Origin of the sequence: Pedosphaera parvula Ellin514 (genome assembly GCF_000172555.1) — a bacterium.
Taxonomy (GTDB): domain Bacteria; phylum Verrucomicrobiota; class Verrucomicrobiia; order Limisphaerales; family Pedosphaeraceae; genus Pedosphaera.
Window position 1 is genome coordinate 23,626 of the sequence record NZ_ABOX02000017.1, and the last position, 20,074, is coordinate 43,699.

The window sequence follows — 20,074 nt, forward strand, 5'->3', positions numbered from 1 at the left end:
CGATCCAAGCTCAAAATGGTCTCAGTATGAGTCCATGGCTTGAATCAAGCGGTGTAGCTCTACTGGCTGCGGGAGGAGTGCTCCTTGGCGCGTGGTTTTCACGCCTAAGAAAACCCTATTGGCTGTTCGGCTACTTCATTCCAATTTCTCTGATTTTTCTATATGCCCTTGCCATCCGACACCCGGACCTCTCTTTCACGCCGCCCGTTTCGTGGATGATGCTTGGGCGAACCAAATTTGCCATGATCGGTTTTCTGGGTTCGATGGTGCTCACCACCCCTTTGCTCAAACTTCCGAATTTAAGAGACAGAATCGCAGTGAGCCTCTTGATGGTTGGTGTGGTTGCGGGAACATCCGTCTGGCCCTTTCTTGCTCCCGCATTTAACCGTGAAGAATTGGCGAGTTTAAAAACACGCATTGATTCTGACGGCATCTGTCTGCAAACCACTAGCTATACGTGCGGACCAGCCTCGGCAGTCACCGCACTGCGCAGACTCGGCATTCAAGCAGAGGAAGGACAGCTTGCCCTGCTTGCGCATACCACCTCTGCAACCGGAACACCACCTGACGTCCTGGCTTTGGAATTGGAAAAGCAATACGCCTCCTCGGGATTGATATGCAAGTATGGCAGTTTCAAAAGTATCGCGGAATTGAAAGGGTGCGACCCGGCCATTGCGGTGGTCAAATTCAACATCGTGACCGATCATTACGTCACGGTTCTGGAGGTGAATGATAGGGAAGTTGTTGTGGGCGATCCTCTCAGTGGCATGGAAAAGCTCTCATACGAGGAATTCAAAGATAAGTGGCGTTTTGTCGGAATAATCTTGAAACGAAGGTAAACCGGGACGCGAAAAAGCAGTTTTCATTCGCCGAACTTGGTCTATCTTCCCGGTATGAACTTGTTGCCATTTGAGAATTTGCCTGCTTACAAGCCGAGAAAATTCGTCCCTGCCAACGTTGACTGGAACGAATGGTCACAACTATCTCCTCTTTTCGATAAACTCGAAACCCGCGCCGCTGAAGCCAAGTCGCCTGCGGATTTGGAAAAATGGCTGCTCGATTGGAGTGAATTAAATGCCGCCATTGATGAGGAAGGTTCCCGTCGTTATATTGCCATGACGTGCCACACGGACAATCCGGATGCGGAAAAGGCCTACCTCCATTTCGTCGAAAAGATCGAACCTGAGTTGAAGCCACGACAATTTAAACTCTCACAACTTTTCATCGCTCATCCCAACCGGAAACAACTGCCCAAGGATCGCTACGAAGTCCTTGACCGCGACACCAATCTGCACGTCGAACTCTTCCGTCAGGAAAATGTGCCACTCGAAACCGAAGAAGCACGCCTTGGCCAACAATATCAAAAACTCATCGGCTCGCTCACCGTCCAGTTCAAAGGTGAAGAAAAAACGCTCACCCAGATGGGCCGTTACCTGGAGGAGACAGATCGTCCGCTGCGTCAGGAGGTATGGGAAATGGTGGCCAACCGCCGCCTTGAGGAAGCTGAAAAAATTGAGGACATCTTCGACCAACTCGTCAAGCTCCGCGAACAAATCGCCAAAAATGCCGGCTTCAAAAATTATCTTGAATACGCTTTCCGCGCTCGTGGCCGTTTCGATTACACCCCTGCCGACTGCGTGCAGTTCCATGATGCCATTGAGAAGGAAATCATGCCCGCCCTGCGCGAATTACAATCGGAGCGCAAAACTCAACTAGGCTTGAAATCGCTCCGGCCTTGGGATTTAGCGGTTGATCCGTTGAACCGCCCGCCTTTGCGACCATTCGAACAAGTCGATGGCATGGTTTCCAAAACCCAGGACATCTTCAACCAACTCGATAAAGGCCTGGCCAGCGAATTCAAGGAAATGCGCGATTTGCGCCTGCTCGACCTGGCCAATCGCAAAGGCAAGGCTCCCGGTGGCTACCAATCCACTCTTTCAGAGGCGCGACTTCCCTTTATTTTCATGAACGCCGTGGGTGTGCAACGCGATGTTGAAACGTTATTGCACGAAGCCGGTCATGCCTTTCATGCGCTCGCCACTCGTAAGGAAGATCTGCAGGCCTATCGTGGCGCGCCCATTGAGTTCTGTGAGGTCGCCTCCATGAGCATGGAGTTGTTGGGCAATGAGTTCATTGAGAACTTTTATGCTGCCCCGGAAGCAAAACGCGCCCGCAAGGATCACCTTGCTGGAATTATTAATATCTTTCCGTGGATTGCCACCGTCGATGCTTTCCAACACTGGATTTATTCGCACCCCGGCCACACCCGCCAGGAGCGTACGGCCGCTTGGCTCAAACTAATGGACCGTTTCGGTGGCGATGTGGACTGGACTGGCTACGAAAAAGCGCGCGCCAACTTGTGGCATCGCCAATTGCACATCTTTCTCCATCCATTCTACTACGTGGAATACGGCATCGCTCAACTTGGAGCGCTTCAGGTTTGGGCTAATTCGAAGCGCGAAAAAACCAAGGCTCTCGCTGACTATAAGAAAGGGCTTTCGTTGGGAGGATCACGACCGCTTCCTGAACTGTTCGCGGCGGCAGGTTGCCGTTTCGAGTTCACCCGTACCACCATGAAACCATTGGTGGAGTTGGTGCGAACCGAGCTTGCCAAATTGAACTAAACCGCTTCGTGGGATAAGGGGCGGGAGCTTATCACTCCCGTCCAGAGGTATTATGAAAGTGCTCGTAACCGGTGCGTCAGGATTCGTGGGGCAGGAAGTTTTGGAAAAGCTGCATGCCGCTGGCCACCAATCCCGTATCCTCGCCCGGCATCCCACTTCCATGCGCACCCGGACTCAAGCGTCAGAATTCGGAGCCGAAGTGCATGCTGGGGATATCCTCGACGTCGCCTCCCTGGCGCGCGGATTAAAGGGAATTGATGCCGTTATCCATCTGGTCGGCATTATCAGTGAGCTGGGCGAAAGCACATTCGAGAACATTCATATTCGTGGGGCCGAAAATGTTGTAGATGCTGCCAGGATTGCCGGCGTCCGAAGATTCGTGCACATGAGCGCGATGGGAACGCGTGCGAATGCCTCTTCCCGTTATCATAAAACCAAGTGGGCCGCTGAGGAATACGTTCGGAAAAGTGGACTGGATTACACCATCTTTCGCCCTTCGATTATTTACGGCCCGAAAGATCTCTTCGTAAACCTGTTCGCAAAAATATCCCAACTCTCGCCGATCATGCCCGTAATGGGCAACGGACAGTCCAAACTCCAACCGATTCCTGTCTCCGACGTGGCCACCTGTTTTGTCAAAGCTCTGACTGAACCCGCCTCCCTTGGGCAGACTTATGAATTGGGCGGCCGGGACGTGCTCACGCTCGAACAGGTGATCGATGAAATTCTCCTCGCAACAAACCGCAGACGTTTGAAAGTCCACATCCCGTTGTCCATCGCACGATCTCAAGCAAGCCTGCTCGAATTTGCATATCCCAGGCTCCTGGGAAAAGCTCCACCCCTGAACCATGATCAATTGATAATGCTCCAGGAAGACAATATCGGCGATTCCGAACCGGCGAACAAACTGTTCAGATTGCAGCCGATTTCCTTCCGGCAGGGAATTTCAGCTTATCTAAAAAAATAAAACCCCGCCTCTGGTGGCGGGGCTCTGAAGATTCAACAGCTAAAAATCTAGGTCTCGATGCCGTAAGCCTTGATTTTATTATAAAGCGTCTGGCGTCCAATCCCGAGGCGCTTGGCCGTCTCAAGTTTGTTGCCACCGGTTTCCTTGAGCATCTGGACAATGGTATTACGCTCCACACCTTCCAACAGCGTGTAACTCGTATCACCAGTGGATTCATTGGCTGGCGCGGTGATGGACAGGTCCGGTGCATCCACCAACTTGCCTTCACAAAGCAGAACCGCACGCTGCACTTCGTTCTGCAACTGGCGAACATTGCCCGGCCAGTCGAATGAACGCAGGCGTTCAGCCGCCTCCGGTGTGAAACCGGCGATATCACGATTTGCCTGGGCGGAAAACCGCTTCAGAAAAGCCGTGGCCAAAGGCAGAATGTCTTCGCGACGTTCGCGCAATGGCGGCAGATGAACTGAAACCGCGCTGATACGGTAAAATAAATCTTCGCGCATCTTGCCATCGCGAATCGCTTCTTCAGGTTTGCGATTGGTGGCAGCAATGATTCGACAATCCGTCTTGTAACTGGTACGACCACCCACCGGACGGACTTCTTTTTCCTGCAACACACGCAACAACTTGCTCTGCGTATCGATTGGCATTTCCGATAATTCGTCCAGCAGCAAGGTGCCGCCTTCAGCCTGACGGAACAGACCTTCGCGATCGCTATGAGCGCCGGTAAAAGCGCCCTTCACAGACCCAAACAATTCGCTTTCGATCAGTTCACGAGGCAAAGCTGCGCAATTGATTTTGATTAACGGCCCGGATGCGCGATGACTGGAGCTGTGAATCAGGTCAGCAATGACTTCCTTACCCGTTCCACTCTCACCGGTGATCAGGATGGATACATCGCTCGGCGCTACACGGCGCACAGTGCGAACGACGTTCTTCATCACGTCACATTGGAAAATTGCATTGCCGGTCGAAACCGCCTCACGCAAGGAGCGAATCTCCAGAGCCCGCTTGATCAGATTCAACAAACTTTCCGGATCAAATGGCTTTTCCTGAAAATGAAAGGCTCCGCGCTTGATCGCTTCCACCGCCACATCATAGGTCGCATGACCAGTCAGCATGATGACCTCTGATTCCGGCCATTCTTTTTTGATGAAAGGCAGCAAATCAAGGCCGGTGGCGTCCGGCAGTTTAAAATCCAACAAAACGATTTCAGGTTGCAGCCGGTTTATGGCTTCCTTCAATCCAGCACCATCTTTGACCTGGGATACCTGATAACTGCTGCGTTGAAGAATTTGAACCAACAATTCGCGGATTTCCGCATCGTCATCAATGACCAGGATATTTGCTCTCATAGTGCTTTGTCGCGATTCGTCACACAGGCCCGGGTAAAACTGTTAAAAATTTCCTGATGTTCCCGATACCGGGGGGCCAGACGTTCAGGATGAAATTGGACTGTTATCAAATATGGCAGCAAATGCGCTTCTTCCGGCTTCAGTTCCATTGCCTCCACAATCCCGTCGGCACTGGTTCCGGTAACGCGCAAAGGAGCCGCCACACGATCAACCGCTTGATGATGCGTGCTGTTAACACCCAACTTCTGCGTTCGAGTTATCTTTGCAAGCAATGAATCCCGTGTCAATCGTGCTTCATGCACTATGCAGGGCAAACGCATCAAAATGATAAAAGGCGTAGGAGGTAATCATGGTCCCAGGAAGCATTGAGTTGTTTGCCTTTGATGCCGCGTTTTTTGGTGGATTCTCGTTTTAAGAGGTTTAAAGCCAGTCGACGCAAGGTGGCGAGGTTTTCAGCGGCGTGGCCAGAGCGGGCCCGGTTGCGGTCCTCGCCGCATTGCACGTCCAGCACCCAGTGCAGGGAGTTTTCCACACTCCAGTGTCCGCGCACGGCACGAGCAAACTTTTCAACGTCCACGTTCAAGCTGCTCAAATAATAGCGCCGTTCCACCGTGGGCGCTTGCTGGCCCACCTGCCGCACGCTCTCCACCACGCCCACGCTGCGCAGTCCTGCCCATTGCTGGCGATCAGCAAGCCAGCTGACATCGCCGCTTTGCCAGTAGCGTCGTGTTTCCAGGCGTCCGTGATCTTTTTCGGTGGTTTCCTTGTAAGCCAGCGCCACGGCATTCTTTTCCACAGGCCGCTCCTGGTCGTGCCGCGCCACGGCGTCCTCCAGATAGGCTTTGATTTCCTGATGGCACTGGCCCTGGTTGCCTTTGAGCGCCAGCACGTAGTTGGCGTCGGCTTCCACAATCTCCCTGGCTATCTCCTTTTGGCACCCCATGGCATCGAGGGTGACAATGCATCCGCTCAACTCCAACACTCGCAACAGTTGCGGCACAGCGGTGATTTCATTGGTCTTGTCAGGCACCTGGATTTGGCCCAGCACCAGCGAGTTGCCCGCCGCCCAGGCGCTGACAATCACCCGCGGGGATTGTCCTTGCTCCAGCGCCCGACGCAGGGCCTTGCCATCCAACGCCACGATTTCATCAGCCACCGTCGCGCGCACCGATTGCGTCCAGCGCATGAAACAGTCCAGAAAGGCTTCCGGCTTGAGCGCCGCAAACACTCGGTTGAACGTGTCGTGTTTGGGTATCCCATGGCGCAAACGCAGAAACGTCTTGAACCATTTGCGTTTGGCTTTGCCAAAGTCCTCCATGTCGTTGAAGGTTTCCCCGCCGCACAGCAGGCAGCACAAACCAATCATCAGCACGTCCACCAGTTCGTGGTCGCACCGGCCTTTGACTCGCGGGTCCCTTATCTCTTTGAAATGTTCGATCAAGTTTTGACGGTGATGCTTTTGCATCCCATCTCATGTACGCATTGTATTTACAAAGTACATACTTTTCTTCAAAAAAATTTTGATGCGTCTGCCCTGATGCACTATGTCACTCTTCTTATCCGGCCGGCGATGCGTGATTGCTCCCGGCTTCTGGCTGGGAATGTCGACTATCAAAGTCCCGCCCAATGCCACATTCATGATCTGATGCCCACGGCAAATGCCGAGCACCGGCTTCTTCTGCCGAAAAATTTCATCGATGAGAATCAGTTCGCGCAAGTCCCGTTCCCCCGGCTCGATGGTCACAGTTTTGCGCAACTCCGGCGAGAGCCGCTTGGTGTAAAGGTTGGGATTAATATCATCACCGCCGGTCAACAAGACGCCATCAGCATGGCTGACGCATTCGGCAATGACCTCCTTCGAAGCCATATAAGGCAAAACCAGCGGAATGCCGCCCGCCTTCATGATGGCCTTCTGGTACGTTTCAGAGAGACTGATGGAAGTATCTCCAAACTCGTCTCCTTTCACCTCAGTGTTGGGTGAAATCAGAATTAATGGCTTCTTAGCCTTCAAGGTTTTCTTCGGGGAACCGTTCATGGATGAGTTTTTTAATGCGATCTTCTTCTTCAGGTCTTAATAATCTGCGATTGATACGACGGCGGACGGAGTCAAGCAGTTCCAACCAGTCCTCCACAGGCGGTTCCTCCACTGGCTGCCATTGGTCATATCGGGCCCCGCGCATAAAAAACTTCCATTTGCCACCAACATGGCGGGCATAGACCTGAATCTTCTCGCCCCCTTCGGTGGTTCGCTTCCAACTGATTTCTGCTTTTGCCGACATAATTATTATTCGGGTAAGTCAACACTCGCCACGGCCATGGCCGCCATGCCTTCTTCCCGTCCCAAAAATCCCATGTGCTCATTGGTGGTGGCTTTGATGCCAACCTTGTGAACGGTCATTTCCAGTGCCGCCCCAATATTTACCTTCATCTGGCCGATATGCGGAAATATCTTTGGCTGCTGCGCGATGAGGGTGGCATCAATGTTTATAATCCTGGCCCCGCGAAGTCGCACCTGGCGCGCCGCCTCATTCAAAAATACGTTGCTTGGTGCCCCGCGCCAACGGGGATCGGTGTTGGGGAAAAAATGCCCGATATCCACCTCGCCGATCGCTCCCAGGATGGCGTCGCATATCGCATGCATCAACACGTCCGCGTCTGAATGCCCTTCCAAACCTTTAGTATGGGGAATTTCCACTCCGCCAAGGATGAGCTTGCGGCCTTCCACCAATTGATGGACGTCATAACCTATTCCAACATGAACCATTCACAGCAATATATCGCGCTGCCTAAGGGGCACCAAGTCATTTATTGGCCCACCTCCTTATCGTATTCATAAGGATTTTGCTAATAAAATTGTGCGTGCGCTTTTCCAACGCTTATGCAACATATGGCCCGACGCTATGTTTTCGCTCCAAAAATTACTGGGTAAAGAAGATAAATTTTTTGACCTCCTGGAAGCCAGTGCTGAAGAAGCACGCACCAGCGTCCAGGCTCTGGTGAAGCTTACCAAAACCCCGGATCAAACCGCGTTGTTGTATGAATTCATTCAGTCACGGCGTAAAGAGAAGCAAATAAGCGCCGAAATTCGCGAAGCCGTTTACAATACCTTTGTCACGGCCCTGGAGCGGGAAGATATCGAAAATCTTTCCAACGCCCTCTATCGCATCCCCAAAACCGTCGAGAAATTGGGGGAACGCATCATTCTCACCCCGCAGTTTTTGAAGGATTTGGACTTCTCCAAGCAAATCGGCTTTTTGGAGCAAGCCACCGATCTCGTTCCCGCCATGGTCAAGGTCCTGCGCAAGGGCACCAATCTCGAACAACTCAAAAGCCTGAACGACAAGCTGCAATACCTCGAAGGCGAAGCGGACAAGGCCATGATGGATCACTACAAGGACCTGTTCAGTGGCAAGCACGATACCCTCAAAGTGATTGTGATGAAGGATCTCTACGAGTTATTGGAAAAGGTGGTGGATCGTTGTCGTGACGTGGGCAATATCATCTCGCACATTGTATTGAAAAACTCCTGATCCACCATGACGCTCGTTTTTACCGTCCTCGCGGTGGCGTTGATTTTTGAATACATCAATGGCTTTCACGACACGGCCAACTCCATTGCGACTGTCGTTTCCACGAAGGTTTTAACTCCCAAACAGGCAGTCGCGCTGGCTGCCTTCACCAATCTGGTGGGTGCCATGATCGGCACTGCCGTCGCGAAAACAATCACTTCCGGTCTCATTGATGCGAAGTTGATTCCCATGACTTCCAACATCATCATCTGTGCTTTGTTGGGGGCGATTTTTTGGAATCTCCTCACCTGGTGGCTTGGTCTCCCTTCCAGTTCCAGCCATGCCTTGATCGGTGGCCTTTGTGGTTCTGCATTGGCCGCCTCGCATAATAATTGGCATGTGATTATTTGGGCGCAACCGGGCAAGGAACACTGGTATCTAGGCAAGGGCGTGTGGTGGAAGGTGGTCTTTCCCATGTTCACCTCGCCAATTCTGGGTTTTGTCCTCGGCTTCATTATCATGGCGGTGCTTTACATTTCCTTGCGCAACCAGCGGCCTTCGAAAGTGAATTCATTTTTCAACAAGGCTCAGATTTTTAGTGCTGGCGCCATGGGCTTCATGCATGGCACCAATGACGCCCAGAAAACAATGGGCATCATTGCCTTGACACTCCTGGGAGCGACCAGTGCCGGTCATTTTAACAATCTTCCCGCCTGGCTCTCCTTTCTGCATACCCCTGCGCCAGCCGAAGGCAAGGATTTGGAAATTGCACTTTGGATCAAAGTTACTTGTGCGCTCGTCATGGCGGCAGGAACTGCAGCCGGGGGTTGGCGCATCATCAAAACGCTCGGCCATAAAATGGTGAAACTTCACCCGATTAATGGCTTCGCCGCCGAAGCCAGCTCAGCGACCGTCATTGCACTCGCTTCACACCTCGGCATTCCGGTTTCAACCACCCATAACATTTCAGCATCGATCATGGGTGTTGGCGCGGCCAAACGTTTTAGTGCGATCAAATGGTCTGTGGTTGAACGCATGGTGTGGGCCTGGGTGTTGACCATTCCAGTTGCAGCCGGCATTGCTTACGGTTTGGTGCGTCTGTTTCAGTTATTTGGATGGGTTTCCTGATGCTGCTATGAAGGCTCCTGCATTTAACTCAGGCAGCATTCTTACCAGCTTGATTTTGCTTTTGCTGTTTTGCCTTCAAGGTTGCTCCTCCTGCCCGATGGAGGAAACCAACTGGAATAGTCAAATAGGAAAATGCTCCTTCGATGATATGGTCGGCGATTACGGCCAGCCCTGGAGGGATCAAATTCAACCGGATGGCTCCAGAATCGCGGTCTGGCCAGCCGTCCGGGAACAGAAATGGGAATGGAGAGCACACACACATCACAAGGAACTTGAGATTGAGCCAGTTCATCTTGATAAACCCAAGGTTAATTATGATGCTTATTATCACCTGACATTCGATTCCCATGGACTGCTCAAACGATGGGAAAAGCATTATTCCTATCCCTGATTTCACACTGCACATTGCACTCGAACTGAATTTGCGCTAGCCTTGCCGCATGTCTGACACCCCTCTCAACATTCTGGCTGTCGTCGGCAGCATGAACCGCAAATCGGTCACACGTGTCGTGATGAATCACGCGGCCCAAAAGCTCGTCGACGTTGGTTGTGCCGTGGACATATTGGATTTTGAAAAGGAACCCCTGGCATTATTCAATCCGGACACAGCATATGATAGTCAGGTTTTTTCCACCCTGAAACCGCGCGTGGAAAAAGCAGATGTCATCTTGTTGGGGACGCCTGATTATCACGGCAGCATCAGCAGTGCGACCAAGAATTTCCTGGATCACTTCTGGAAGGAATTTGCCGGCAAATTATTTGTGACCATCGTAGCCTCCCACGAAAAGGGCCTCACGGTGACTGATCAACTTCGAACCGTCGCCAGGCAATGCTATGCCTGGACTTTACCGTACGGACTTTCCTTTCAGGACAACCATGATGTGAAGGATGGAGTAATTGTCAGTGATTCTTTTAAGGCTCGGTTGGAGATGATGATCCGCGACACGCGCGTTTACGGACAGCTTTTGGCAAAGCAGCGTCAAGCTGATCTGCGCGGAACAGAACCGGGTTTCCTCGCCAAACATCGCGGCTAATTTACCTGCCGTTTGGTCAGGCGCGCCAGAGTTTCACGCAGTTCGCTGGAACGGGGTGGCTTGCTCAAAATGCCATCAATGTGCGCTGGCACATCGCCATCGCTTTTCATAAACGCTCCCCATCCGGTCAGCAGGATGATGGGTGTTGCTGGAGATTCTGCTTTTAGCCGCTTGGCCACTTCCCGACCGTCCAGATAAGGCATTCCCAAATCGGTAATCACGATGTCAAACGGACGTCCTCGTTCCACCGCCTTTTGAAAGGCGTCCAGACCGGTTTGACCTCCGTCCGCGACTTGGACCCGATGTCCATCGCTTTCGAGAATTTCTTTTACCAACTCGCGCAAGAGGGGTTCATCGTCGATGCATAGAATCTGCAGCGGTGAGGAAGCCGGGCTTTCCTTGGTTGGCGAAGGATTAATCGATGCCTGTTCACGTAAGGGGAAAATCAGTCGGACAGTTGTTCCTTTTCCTACTTCGCTTTCGATTTCAATTCTGCCGTCGTGACGTTCCATAACGCCGTAAACCATGGGAAGCCCCATTCCTGTCCCACGATTTCCTTTGGTCGAAAAGAAAGGCTCCAGGCACCGGCGTTGCGTTTCTTCATTCATGCCCGACCCGGTATCCGTTACCTCCAGCACGGCATGGGTGGGAGTGTTGTCAGGACTGAAATTCTGTCCGCTTAATCGGGTTCGCAGAGTCAGCTTCCCACCCTTCGGCATGGCATCCACGGCATTTAGAATAAGATTGGTCAACGCTTCCCGCAGTTCACTTTCAATCCCAATCACCGTGGGAATCCCTTCGGCAAGGATCACATTCATCTCCACCATGATTCCCCTGCCCTGGGATATGTCCCGCCAGCGCGGACGCGTGAGATCCACGACCTGCTCAATCATGCGATTAAGATCCAGCGGGTTGAGCGGTTCGCGCTCTTCGCGCCGTCGATAGAATTCTCGTAGCCGGGCTACCAGGTGCGCAACATCTTCCCCCGCGGTTTTGATGTAATTCAGATGCTTCCTGGCACTCTGACTCAGGTTCGGCTCATAGCTCAGTAGCAGGCCTGCAAAACCCACCACTGGTGAAAGTGCGTTATTGATATCATGCGCGATGCCGCTGGCCATCTGACCCAAAGCCCGCAAACGATCCTGCTGCATTACCGCCTGCTGCGTTTGGCGCAGATCGTTGTAAGCCGTTTGCAGTTCCATGTGCAACCGTGCCTGATGAGCCGCCAGGGCTACGTGTCCACTCAACATTCTCAGGAATTCGCACTCGCCGCTGCTGAAACTGTTCACGCCACGCCGAGCTACAATCAATATGCCAAAAAGCTTCTCTTCCACCATCAGTGGAACGGCTGCTGCGGAGCGCAGACCAGCTTCCGCGAGCGCGCGGGGCAAGTCCGAGAGTATCTGCTTTGTATCCGCGAGGTAAATGGTCTTGCCATCCTTGCATTGGGAAAGACCGGTTTGCTCCAGGGTAATCGCGCTGCCTTTATGCCAATCCAGTTTTCCTGCCAGCTCAGGATCGCTCTGCTGCACGGCGCCTTGAATCAAGGTTTCGCTCTCCGGATTGAACAAATACACACTGCCCATATCCACAGTCAGATGGTCCTCCAACTGTCTTAACGCCACATGCAAAATGCTGGCGAGGTCCTGGCGTTCTGAAATGGCCTCGGTGATCTGGTGCAGCAGGCTTATCCGTGTCAACTGCTGCTGAAGCGCCTCCTGGGTCTTCCGGCGCTCCACGATTTCGGCCTGCAAATCCTTGGTTCTCTCTTCCACCCGTTTCTCCAGCTTGTCATGCGCGTGTTGCAGTGCGGCATCGCGTTCCTGAATGCCCGTCAACATTTCATTGAACACGTCTATTAATTGGCCGAGCTCATCCTGCCCCTGTTTCACCGCCCGGACTGAGTAATTTTTTTCAGCGGAAACCGCTCTGGCAGTTTCTGCAAGGTGGGAAAGTGGTGCCGACACAAGCCCGCGCAGAAAGGACGAGAGCAGGAAGGCAACGGCGGAGGAAGCAAGCATGAAAAGCAGGATGATGCCGGCGTACTTCACTTCACGATCTTGCATTTCCTGAAGGTCTGACTCCAAATACACGGTGCCAATCTTTGCGCTTCCATCGCTGATGCTTTGAAAAAGAATCAAATGGTTCTTTTCAAAACGAGCCCCGTCTGCCCCAGGTTTTTGGGGAAACAATTCCCGGGCAATATTTTTTGGATACCTTGCGAATAGTTCCTTCCCATTGTAAATACCAGCCGCCACAATATGAGGATTTGCCTTCAGGGCGCTCAGGGTATTGTCTTCGACTTCCTTTTCATACCCGGCTCCAAAACTCAATGGGATGACACTTTGGCTGCCGAGGATCGAGGCAGTCGTCTTTACATTCTGCACCATCGCCTTTTTATAGGTAATCAGCTCATAGGTGACGAAAGCCGCGGAGATCAGCAGCAGAGCCACGGTGCTGGCCGCCATGATGATCAGGGTAAGCTTCCATTTGATGGAAAGATTCCTGAGCCAAATCATAAACCTGAGTGTGTTCATGGAACAACGCCCCGATTTTTAGCCAAATTCAAGAGCTTGGAGCTGATCTTCAAGCTTAGTTTTTGCGCCTTGCTTTTATCAATATCAAAACGAACCTTTCCTTCCTCGACAATAAAATTGATCACTCCCCCGTTATGGAGGAACCAGTCGGTCTCTCCAACGGTGAGCACGCTTTGCTTTTCCAATAACCTGAGAAATTTAATCTGCCGCCCCTTTTCGAAATCCCCAAACGCCTTCTTTTCCAGGCGACAAAAAAAGATAATCTGACAATTTCCCACATCTTCCGGTGAGTTCACATGACGCTTTTCCAGATGCCTTCCGTTGATTGTCTTCCCTCGTATTGTCTGCTCCAGCGCTTCCTCAAAGCCATTCCCCGTTTCACCCACCACGCCAATGGTAATTGAATCGGCCGGGCCACGGAATGCGCTGACTGGCCATTCAACAAATTTTGCAAAGTTATACACAAAAGCTGCTTTCACTTGATACTCCGAGGGCCGCTCCTCATCGGCCCGCGCTCCCCCACTGATGATGCCAATCACCATCAGCAGGTAAAGCGTCAGTAATTTTGCTCTCTTATAATACATGGTGTCCCGCACTGCATCTGCTCCCCGCCAGGGCCGAAGCCCTTTCAATGAACCAAAATTGGACTTTAAAAGCGCACCGTGACCTTTCCATATACCCCGTGTTGAACCTCCGCTCTTGGCGTCTGGATGAAGGTTGGAGCGAACTCCGCATGTTGCGCCGACAAAAGATTCTGCCCGACGATTGCCATTTCCAGATTCTTGGTCGCGCGCCAGCCCAGGCGAACATCAAGGGCCACGTAGCTGCTGATATTTAAAGTGGGCAACTGATCCACGTACCGGAATGCACAATCCAGTGAAAGCCCGTGTGGAAAATCCATCGCTGAGGTAACTGAGAATTGCTGCTCCGGGCTTTTCCCCATGTCCCCTATCGAACTGATGTCTGTGCTCCCGGCACGTTGCTTGAGTTGCATTTCCAGAAAAGTATACGATGGCTTTAACCGCCACCAATCAGCCAATTGGATCGTGGAAGCCAGCTCAAACCCATACGTATCGCCATATAATTCGTTGGCCACAAAGGTGGGTATGAAGAAACCCGGCGGAGGAGGCGGAGGTATGACGGGTTGAGTGGGTGAAAATCCAAACTCCACACTACGCAATTGATCATAGACATTGTAGAACATAGCCAGATCAAATGAAACTCTGCTGCTGGGCTGGACCCTATAACCAAACTCGTAGGCAAGCAAATCTTCGGCAAGGAAGTGGTTGTTACCGTAAATCGTATTTACCACTCCCGGAGCAATCACACTGCTTAGCCTTACATCCTCTTCTGCTCGTGATGGGGTTCGAACGGCTCTGGAGATGGAAGCCCAGAAAGTGTGCTTCTCATGAGGAGTCCACAGCAACCTTCCGCTGGGCTGATACTCAAATCCGGTAAAATCATTGTGCTCAAGCTTGGTGCCGAGGGTAAGCCGCAAGCGTTTTTCCACCAGGGTGATTTCATCCTGCACAAACGTGCTAAACAGGTGGGTTGTTTCACTGCTGGGGAACAAGGAAACGCTCGGAGTGTTTCCAATTCGATCCATATCAAGCCGGTAGCCGGCTCCCCATACAAAATCATTCCGATCTCCCAGGGTAAAGTGGTGTTGAAGGTCGAGATCAAAGGTGTCCCGACTCTCTCTGAATATCGCGGTGTCCCGCTCGGTGCGATCGTAATAGGTCTGGATCTTCAGATCAGACGAATCTGAGAATTGGTGTGACCATCGGCCCAGAAGATTTCCTCCGCTCACTCTCTCCTCGTCTTGAACCAGACTGCTGTAAGTAGGCGGGTTGAAAGGATTGAAGGTTCCAAACTCCTGATCGAGCCAGCCTTCGTAGATGTCCCCTTGCACGGTAAGCAGGTTGCCCGTCTTTTCCCATTTGTCCCAATCCATCCGAAACCCGCCCCGTCCCATCTGCCAGGAATCTGGAATATCCGAGCCATTCGGCCGAACTGATTCATCCCGGTCGAAATACTTTCCATACACTCGCAGATATAGGTCTTCGCCCACCTTATCCCCGTAACGAAAGCCGCCAAAAGCATGTTCATACGTTCCTCCACCACCGGTGATCAATACACCCTGGGTATCCTTCGCGCTCTTCGTGATGATGTTAATGACGCCATTGACGGCGTTGGCGCCCCAAAGCGTCCCGCCGGGACCACGAACTACTTCGATGCGGTCGATATCCTCCAGTATCGTATCCTGCACGTCCCAAAAAACGCCCGAGAAAAGCGGAGTATAGACACTGCGACCGTCCTGCAGCACCAGCAGTTTGTTTGCAAAAACGTCGTTAAATCCACGCGCGCTGATGGCCCATTGCTGGGAATCCACCTGCGCCACATCCAAACCCGGAACCAGTCGCAAAACCTCAGGAATACTCGTCGCACCCGACCGGCGAATATCATCCTGGGTCAAAACGTAAATGGCAGCCGGAGATTTTGAAAATTCCTCAGCCTTTCGGGAGACCGTGGTAACCGGAATTTTCATTAATTCATCAATCGACATCTCAGTTAGATCGAGCTTGGCGGGCTTGACTTCCTCTGCCTGAACATGTGTTGCCGTTACCATCAGCAACAGGGCAGCCGTGGTGCTGACGCAGGCTGCGCGCAGACAGGATATACAAATCGTCCTGCCTAAAAAACCAACCTGCCAGGCAAATAAAATCCGCCTGGCATTCTTGCGGGATGCCTCTAAGCCCTTCATAGTTCGCCTGACCACAAGCAACTTGCATGCCTATAGGCGGTTTTTAGCGGTTTGTCTGAAGCCAGGCTTGTTGGCCTCGAAGGTTTGAAAAAAGCTGCTGTTTTCGCTCAAGTTTCCAATCTCATTAACAAGAAAAGCCCGGTAAAAGCCTCTCGACTTGTACCAGCATTAGACAAACTGTCTTTACTGTTTTCACTAAAAATTAGGATTTGTAATAGCTTGCGCTTGTCCCCGTAATGCATCTGCACCGTGCCGTTACATTCAAGGATTGCGGCAACACTGCTTCGAAGTTAAGATTTCGTCATGATTGACGTGACAGAGATTCAACCTCGAGGGCTGGACCAGTTTGGTGTGCGTAAGCCCATGCCGCCGGCTGAGTTCGATGCCCTCTCACGCGATATTCTGGCTCTGAAGAAGAAGCTCAACGCTGTCATTCTTGCCCATAACTATCAGTATCCCGAAATCCAGGAAGTTGCCGACTTTGTTGGCGATTCTCTGGGACTCTCTCAACAGGCAGCGAAGACCAGCGCGGAAGTAATTGTTTTTTGCGGCGTCCACTTCATGGCTGAAACCGCCAAGATTCTCAATCCAAACAAGATCGTAGTGCTGCCGGATAAGGATGCCGGATGTTCCCTCGAAGCCAGTTGCCCCGCTCCCAAGCTGGCACAATTGCAAGCCACCAATCCCAATTTCTACACGGTCACCTACATCAACTGCAGCGCCGAGGTGAAGGCCCTCAGTGATGTCATTTGCACCAGCGGCAACGCGGTTAAAATCGTCAATGCCTCTCCAAAGGATCGCGACCTGCTCTTCGTTCCCGACGAGAATCTCGGTTCCTGGGTCATGGAGCAAACAGGACGCCCCATGACTCTCTGGCGCGGCAATTGTTACGCCCATGTCGAGTTCACTCATGCCAGCATCATGAAAATTCGCCACGAGTTCCCCGATGCTCCAATTGTCGCGCATCCTGAATGCACCACCGCCGTCCGCATGCTGGCCGATGAAGTCTGCTCCACCGAAAAAATGGTCACCTTCTGTAAGAATAGCAAGGCCAGGCAAATCATCATCGCCACGGAAGCCGGCATGCTCCATCGCCTCAAAAAGGAATGTCCGGATAAAACTTTTATCCCTGCTCCCACAGACAGCTGCCGCTGCAACGAGTGCAAATTCATGAAAATGAATACGCTCGAAAAAGTTTACGATTGCATGGTGAACCTCTCTCCCCGTGTGGAACTCAGCGAAGACATCATCCGTCGCGCACGTCTTCCCATCGAGCGGATGCTGGAGATTTCTGCCAGGCCGGTCGAAAATGCCGGGTAAAACAGGGCTCTCAATAACGAATTTTATCAGCCTTGCTCTGCCACTCCTTGAAGGCAAGCAGCGCTTCCTTCCGCAACAACTGCTTCATGGGAATGGATCGTTCAGTAATTGGCAGCGCAACTTCCGTGTAAATGAAGTCATCGTCAAACTCAATTTCAGCCGCGTCCTTGCGGGTGTTGCCGTAATAAACTTTTTTCAACCGCGCCCAGTAAATCGCTGATAGGCACATGGGACATGGCTCGCAACTCGTGTAGAGTTCGCAATCATCCAGCTGAAATGTTTTCAGCCGCTTGCAGGCATCTCGAATCGCCACTACTTCAGCGTGGGCAGTCGGATCATTCGTGGACGTCACCTGATTGCAACCGCGCCCCACGATCTTCCCGTTCTTGACGACCACCGCACCAAAGGGACCGCCAATCCCGCGACGCATCATCCGGATGGAAATGCGCACCGCTTCCTGCATGTACTTCTTGTTCATTGAAACAGTTCCATCGGATTGCGGTTGCTCGAAATCTGTTTTCCCCCGTCATAAAGTTTTACCAAATGCCCCTGACTCCACTTGCGCAACCGATACAACGTCGCGAACGTGAACTCCGGTGCCGCTTCCCCCTGCCCGCCAACCAACTCTCCACCCCGGCGCACATTATCCTGCAACCACGCCGGTAACAGCAGATGATACGGATTCCTGCGTACCTCGCCCACATGGAACGAAGTCGCCGTAACCAAATCCGCCACATCCTTCACACTCGATTCTACCATCAGGTTTGGCGTGTCCATCGCTCCCCAAAACTCGGTTTCCACGAAGTAACACTCAAACTCCATGGGCAACGTCTTCAACGCATCCATCACCAGATGATGAACGCCAATGTGAGTTCCGTTCCAATCGCGGTCATGCGGCACAAAAATTACGCGCGGCTTGTTGGTCGCAAGAATATTGGCAACCACCCGCACCGACTTTTCCCAATGCCCGGGATCTTTTTCCCGCGTCTGGACCGTGACTTTTTCCAAACCATTTGGCACCGTCTGAATCAGGCCAAAACCAAGATAATGGCACGCCTCTTCCAATTCCTTGTAGCGTTCCGCCTGTCGCTCCTTTTTACTGCCCTGAGTCACGGCCACGTTGATCACCTTTATCCCGCCCTCACGCATCAGGCGTAATGCCAGCCCCCCAATGATGCATTCATCATCAGGATGAGGCGAAAAAATCAAAGCCTTGGGAGCATTCTCCGCCAGCTTTGGTTGTGGCGCGACTGGAAAGCCACCCAGCGGATACGATTTTCCCTCTTTCAAAAACCGGGCAAATTCGGAAACAAAATTCAAATAAGGATTCATATCAGGCATTTATTATTTAATTTTTGGCAAACTCGCGGCCGCCACGGCTTGACCGTGCCGTTTATCTTTTTCGTTGGGGATGTGGAACGCAATGCGCGCGGCCAGTTCTGGAAATTCCAGGTTCAAAACCTCTTTCGCGCCACTGATGATTAATTCTCCTCCCGGACCGGAAGTAACGCGCCCGAGGATCAGCACATTCTTCAAGTCATAAAAATCCGCATAATGCGCAATCGCATAACCCAGATATGTCCCAATCGTCTGATAAATTTTGCTCGCCCGATAATCCTCTTTGTACATCAACGATTGCACCACCTTCAACTTCTCGGGCAAGGGCAATCCCTGCTCGGCTTCGATACCCGCCACAGCCATCAACCTGCCCACTGCCTGCTGCGAAAAATACTGCACGCCACAACCATAATCGCCCGACCACTCATCCGTCGGAGCGGCTGGATTATAATCAATCGGCATGAACGCCAATTCATTCAGCCATGAAGTGATGTTTCCCTCCATCGTCACATAACCGCCCGCCGTGCTCGTCCCCAGGGAAATGCCCAACACACCATTCTGCTTCAGCGAAATGGAACCCGCCAACGCCGTCACTTCTCCATCGTTGACCACTTCCAACGGAATGCCGTTCCATTCCTTCTGAATCCGAAGGAACATATCCTTCACTTCCTTGTCAAAAACATCCGCCGCAATTCCGCGGAATAACGAAGCCACCTTCACGCGATTATTCACGTAAACACCGGCGGCGCTGCCGCCAATCGCATCCACCCGCGGCAAATGTTTCGCCGCGCTCTTCAGCGAATCCATGATTCCCTGGTAATGATATTGCGGATCTTTTTGGAAATAAGGATCCCAAACCACCTCTTCGCTATACACGGCCTGACCGTTCACAATCGCCGCCACTTTCCGGTCGCTTCCGCCGAGGTCGAACCCAATCCGGCAACCATCCAGATGCCTGCCCAAGGGCGTCGTATTCGTCCGCGCCGCAGGAATATCCTTGGTGATCACAACCTCAATCGGCCGGTCATAAATCTTCGAACCAATAATCTCCGAATCAAATTTTCCGTTCGGCACCTCGCGATAATATTTTTGCAACGCCTCACCCACCGCCTTCGATCCATCGATGTAAATGCGAAACCCACCGCGCGACCACAGCAAAAATTTCACCATCCGTTCGATGTAAATGAAATTCCCCGCCGCCTCCGGATGCTCCTCCGCAAATATCTCCGTCTGAAAATGGAACACCGAACCATCCGCCTGTTCCAGCGCCAATCTCACCGGAACCGGATTGCTCGTCGTCCGCACCTGGTCACGAAAAACGCGATTCGCCAGCACCGCCGGTCGAAAAAATGGATCCAACACCGGAGTAATCCGGGGGGTTATCAATGCCAAACCGTTGTTATTGTTCATGCAAACCGTGCCGTTTTAGTTTACCTGACACCCAAGTGCAAGCGCGCAGTGTCCTTACACCTCCATCACCCAATAAAAAACATATCGG

At 52.1% G+C, this 20,074-nt stretch carries 20 protein-coding genes; 8 read left to right on the forward strand and 12 right to left on the reverse strand.

The features are described 5' to 3' along the window. Positions 1 to 26: 26 nt before the first annotated feature. From CFLAV_RS14670 to CFLAV_RS14680, 3 genes are read left to right on the forward strand one after another with little or no spacing between them, the layout of a single operon-like run. Positions 27 to 839 (forward strand): cysteine peptidase family C39 domain-containing protein, encoded by an 813-nt coding sequence (locus tag CFLAV_RS14670; RefSeq protein ID WP_007415545.1) that lies wholly within the window; start codon positions 27 to 29, stop codon positions 837 to 839. A 54-nt stretch (positions 840 to 893) separates the two neighbouring features. Beyond that, positions 894 to 2,624: a M3 family oligoendopeptidase gene (locus CFLAV_RS14675; RefSeq protein WP_007415546.1), complete on the forward strand. Its 1,731-nt coding sequence runs from the start codon at positions 894 to 896 to the stop codon at positions 2,622 to 2,624. 52 nt (positions 2,625 to 2,676) lie between these two features. Beyond that, complete coding sequence (locus CFLAV_RS14680) at positions 2,677 to 3,591, forward strand: complex I NDUFA9 subunit family protein (protein ID WP_007415547.1); 915 nt, start codon at positions 2,677 to 2,679, stop codon at positions 3,589 to 3,591. A gap of 47 nt (positions 3,592 to 3,638) precedes the next feature. Here the strand turns inward: CFLAV_RS14680 and CFLAV_RS14685 are convergent, their stop codons facing one another. Genes CFLAV_RS14685 through ispF form a run of 6 tightly spaced genes read right to left on the reverse strand, consistent with a single transcriptional unit; the run spans position 3,639 to position 7,710 of the window. Continuing rightward, positions 3,639 to 4,946: a sigma-54-dependent transcriptional regulator gene (locus CFLAV_RS14685; protein WP_007415548.1), complete on the reverse strand. Its 1,308-nt coding sequence runs from the start codon at positions 4,944 to 4,946 to the stop codon at positions 3,639 to 3,641. Next, on the reverse strand, positions 4,943 to 5,266 hold the full coding sequence (locus tag CFLAV_RS14690; RefSeq protein WP_007415549.1) for a gamma-glutamyl-gamma-aminobutyrate hydrolase family protein: 324 nt from the start codon (positions 5,264 to 5,266) through the stop codon (positions 4,943 to 4,945). Before CFLAV_RS14690 ends, CFLAV_RS14685 begins: the two co-directional genes overlap by 4 nt. After that, positions 5,266 to 6,411: an ISAs1-like element ISVer2 family transposase gene (locus tag CFLAV_RS14695; RefSeq protein WP_007414217.1), complete on the reverse strand. Its 1,146-nt coding sequence runs from the start codon at positions 6,409 to 6,411 to the stop codon at positions 5,266 to 5,268. Before CFLAV_RS14695 ends, CFLAV_RS14690 begins: the two co-directional genes overlap by 1 nt. Positions 6,412 to 6,417: 6 nt before the next feature. Continuing rightward, positions 6,418 to 6,981 (reverse strand): gamma-glutamyl-gamma-aminobutyrate hydrolase family protein, encoded by a 564-nt coding sequence (locus CFLAV_RS14700; RefSeq protein ID WP_007415550.1) that lies wholly within the window; start codon positions 6,979 to 6,981, stop codon positions 6,418 to 6,420. Further along, complete coding sequence (locus tag CFLAV_RS14705) at positions 6,947 to 7,225, reverse strand: hypothetical protein (protein ID WP_007415551.1); 279 nt, start codon at positions 7,223 to 7,225, stop codon at positions 6,947 to 6,949. Before CFLAV_RS14705 ends, CFLAV_RS14700 begins: the two co-directional genes overlap by 35 nt. A gap of 5 nt (positions 7,226 to 7,230) precedes the next feature. Continuing rightward, positions 7,231 to 7,710: a 2-C-methyl-D-erythritol 2,4-cyclodiphosphate synthase gene (gene ispF / locus CFLAV_RS14710; protein ID WP_007415552.1), complete on the reverse strand. Its 480-nt coding sequence runs from the start codon at positions 7,708 to 7,710 to the stop codon at positions 7,231 to 7,233. Positions 7,711 to 7,846: 136 nt separating this feature from the next. Between ispF and CFLAV_RS14715 the strand changes: the two genes are divergently transcribed. Genes CFLAV_RS14715 through CFLAV_RS14730 form a run of 4 tightly spaced genes read left to right on the forward strand, consistent with a single transcriptional unit; the run spans position 7,847 to position 10,617 of the window. Further along, positions 7,847 to 8,476 (forward strand): DUF47 domain-containing protein, encoded by a 630-nt coding sequence (locus CFLAV_RS14715; protein ID WP_007415553.1) that lies wholly within the window; start codon positions 7,847 to 7,849, stop codon positions 8,474 to 8,476. A 6-nt stretch (positions 8,477 to 8,482) separates the two neighbouring features. Continuing rightward, entirely contained in the window at positions 8,483 to 9,583 is a 1,101-nt protein-coding gene (locus CFLAV_RS14720) for an inorganic phosphate transporter (RefSeq protein WP_007415554.1), read from the forward strand. Between the two features lie 7 nt (positions 9,584 to 9,590). Next, the gene (locus CFLAV_RS14725) at positions 9,591 to 9,974 is read left to right on the forward strand and encodes a hypothetical protein (RefSeq protein ID WP_007415555.1); all 384 of its coding nucleotides are present in this window, start codon (positions 9,591 to 9,593) and stop codon (positions 9,972 to 9,974) included. Between the two features lie 49 nt (positions 9,975 to 10,023). Further along, positions 10,024 to 10,617 (forward strand): NADPH-dependent FMN reductase, encoded by a 594-nt coding sequence (locus CFLAV_RS14730; RefSeq protein ID WP_007415556.1) that lies wholly within the window; start codon positions 10,024 to 10,026, stop codon positions 10,615 to 10,617. Here CFLAV_RS14730 and CFLAV_RS14735 read toward each other — a convergent pair. The 3 genes from CFLAV_RS14735 to CFLAV_RS14745 all read right to left on the reverse strand — a co-directional run bounded on the left by CFLAV_RS14735 (position 10,614) and on the right by CFLAV_RS14745 (position 15,918). Further along, positions 10,614 to 13,136 (reverse strand): sensor histidine kinase, YfiR-like protein-associated, encoded by a 2,523-nt coding sequence (locus tag CFLAV_RS14735; protein ID WP_160164585.1) that lies wholly within the window; start codon positions 13,134 to 13,136, stop codon positions 10,614 to 10,616. The two genes, CFLAV_RS14730 and CFLAV_RS14735, sit on opposite strands and share 4 nt — an antisense overlap. Before the next feature lie 14 nt (positions 13,137 to 13,150). Beyond that, positions 13,151 to 13,738: a TOL_0243 family YfiR-like periplasmic protein gene (locus CFLAV_RS14740; RefSeq protein ID WP_007415558.1), complete on the reverse strand. Its 588-nt coding sequence runs from the start codon at positions 13,736 to 13,738 to the stop codon at positions 13,151 to 13,153. A 65-nt stretch (positions 13,739 to 13,803) separates the two neighbouring features. Next, positions 13,804 to 15,918, reverse strand: a complete 2,115-nt coding sequence (locus tag CFLAV_RS14745) for a TOL_0244 family TonB-dependent receptor (RefSeq protein WP_007415559.1) — start codon at positions 15,916 to 15,918, stop codon at positions 13,804 to 13,806. 363 nt (positions 15,919 to 16,281) lie between these two features. Here CFLAV_RS14745 and nadA point away from each other — a divergent pair, with 363 nt between their 5' ends. Next, on the forward strand, positions 16,282 to 17,238 hold the full coding sequence (gene nadA, locus CFLAV_RS14750; RefSeq protein ID WP_040548913.1) for a quinolinate synthase NadA: 957 nt from the start codon (positions 16,282 to 16,284) through the stop codon (positions 17,236 to 17,238). Between the two features lie 10 nt (positions 17,239 to 17,248). On the opposite strand, the gene CFLAV_RS14755 is transcribed toward nadA, so the two are convergent. From CFLAV_RS14755 to CFLAV_RS14765, 3 genes are read right to left on the reverse strand one after another with little or no spacing between them, the layout of a single operon-like run. Then, positions 17,249 to 17,716, reverse strand: a complete 468-nt coding sequence (locus tag CFLAV_RS14755) for a nucleoside deaminase (protein ID WP_007415561.1) — start codon at positions 17,714 to 17,716, stop codon at positions 17,249 to 17,251. After that, positions 17,713 to 18,570, reverse strand: coding sequence for a PIG-L deacetylase family protein (locus CFLAV_RS14760; protein ID WP_150107435.1), 858 nt, complete (start codon positions 18,568 to 18,570; stop codon positions 17,713 to 17,715). The genes CFLAV_RS14755 and CFLAV_RS14760 overlap by 4 nt, the downstream gene beginning before the upstream one ends. Before the next feature lie 12 nt (positions 18,571 to 18,582). After that, positions 18,583 to 19,986, reverse strand: a complete 1,404-nt coding sequence (locus CFLAV_RS14765) for an ROK family protein (protein WP_007415563.1) — start codon at positions 19,984 to 19,986, stop codon at positions 18,583 to 18,585. Positions 19,987 to 20,074: the final 88 nt, after the last annotated feature.

What these genes read in the sequence shown, in the direction of transcription:
- CFLAV_RS14670 (WP_007415545.1), top strand. Translation starts at nt 27, where the DNA reads ATGAGTCCATGGCTTGAATCAAGCGGTGTAGCTCTACTGGCTGCGGGA.
- CFLAV_RS14675 (WP_007415546.1), top strand. Translation starts at nt 894, where the DNA reads ATGAACTTGTTGCCATTTGAGAATTTGCCTGCTTACAAGCCGAGAAAA.
- CFLAV_RS14680 (WP_007415547.1), top strand. Translation starts at nt 2,677, where the DNA reads ATGAAAGTGCTCGTAACCGGTGCGTCAGGATTCGTGGGGCAGGAAGTT.
- CFLAV_RS14685 (WP_007415548.1), bottom strand. Translation starts at nt 4,946, where the DNA reads ATGAGAGCAAATATCCTGGTCATTGATGACGATGCGGAAATCCGCGAA.
- CFLAV_RS14690 (WP_007415549.1), bottom strand. Translation starts at nt 5,266, where the DNA reads ATGCGTTTGCCCTGCATAGTGCATGAAGCACGATTGACACGGGATTCA.
- CFLAV_RS14695 (WP_007414217.1), bottom strand. Translation starts at nt 6,411, where the DNA reads ATGCAAAAGCATCACCGTCAAAACTTGATCGAACATTTCAAAGAGATA.
- CFLAV_RS14700 (WP_007415550.1), bottom strand. Translation starts at nt 6,981, where the DNA reads ATGAACGGTTCCCCGAAGAAAACCTTGAAGGCTAAGAAGCCATTAATT.
- CFLAV_RS14705 (WP_007415551.1), bottom strand. Translation starts at nt 7,225, where the DNA reads ATGTCGGCAAAAGCAGAAATCAGTTGGAAGCGAACCACCGAAGGGGGC.
- ispF (WP_007415552.1), bottom strand. Translation starts at nt 7,710, where the DNA reads ATGGTTCATGTTGGAATAGGTTATGACGTCCATCAATTGGTGGAAGGC.
- CFLAV_RS14715 (WP_007415553.1), top strand. Translation starts at nt 7,847, where the DNA reads ATGTTTTCGCTCCAAAAATTACTGGGTAAAGAAGATAAATTTTTTGAC.
- CFLAV_RS14720 (WP_007415554.1), top strand. Translation starts at nt 8,483, where the DNA reads ATGACGCTCGTTTTTACCGTCCTCGCGGTGGCGTTGATTTTTGAATAC.
- CFLAV_RS14725 (WP_007415555.1), top strand. Translation starts at nt 9,591, where the DNA reads ATGAAGGCTCCTGCATTTAACTCAGGCAGCATTCTTACCAGCTTGATT.
- CFLAV_RS14730 (WP_007415556.1), top strand. Translation starts at nt 10,024, where the DNA reads ATGTCTGACACCCCTCTCAACATTCTGGCTGTCGTCGGCAGCATGAAC.
- CFLAV_RS14735 (WP_160164585.1), bottom strand. Translation starts at nt 13,136, where the DNA reads ATGATTTGGCTCAGGAATCTTTCCATCAAATGGAAGCTTACCCTGATC.
- CFLAV_RS14740 (WP_007415558.1), bottom strand. Translation starts at nt 13,738, where the DNA reads ATGTATTATAAGAGAGCAAAATTACTGACGCTTTACCTGCTGATGGTG.
- CFLAV_RS14745 (WP_007415559.1), bottom strand. Translation starts at nt 15,918, where the DNA reads ATGAAGGGCTTAGAGGCATCCCGCAAGAATGCCAGGCGGATTTTATTT.
- nadA (WP_040548913.1), top strand. Translation starts at nt 16,282, where the DNA reads ATGCCGCCGGCTGAGTTCGATGCCCTCTCACGCGATATTCTGGCTCTG.
- CFLAV_RS14755 (WP_007415561.1), bottom strand. Translation starts at nt 17,716, where the DNA reads ATGAACAAGAAGTACATGCAGGAAGCGGTGCGCATTTCCATCCGGATG.
- CFLAV_RS14760 (WP_150107435.1), bottom strand. Translation starts at nt 18,570, where the DNA reads ATGAATCCTTATTTGAATTTTGTTTCCGAATTTGCCCGGTTTTTGAAA.
- CFLAV_RS14765 (WP_007415563.1), bottom strand. Translation starts at nt 19,986, where the DNA reads ATGAACAATAACAACGGTTTGGCATTGATAACCCCCCGGATTACTCCG.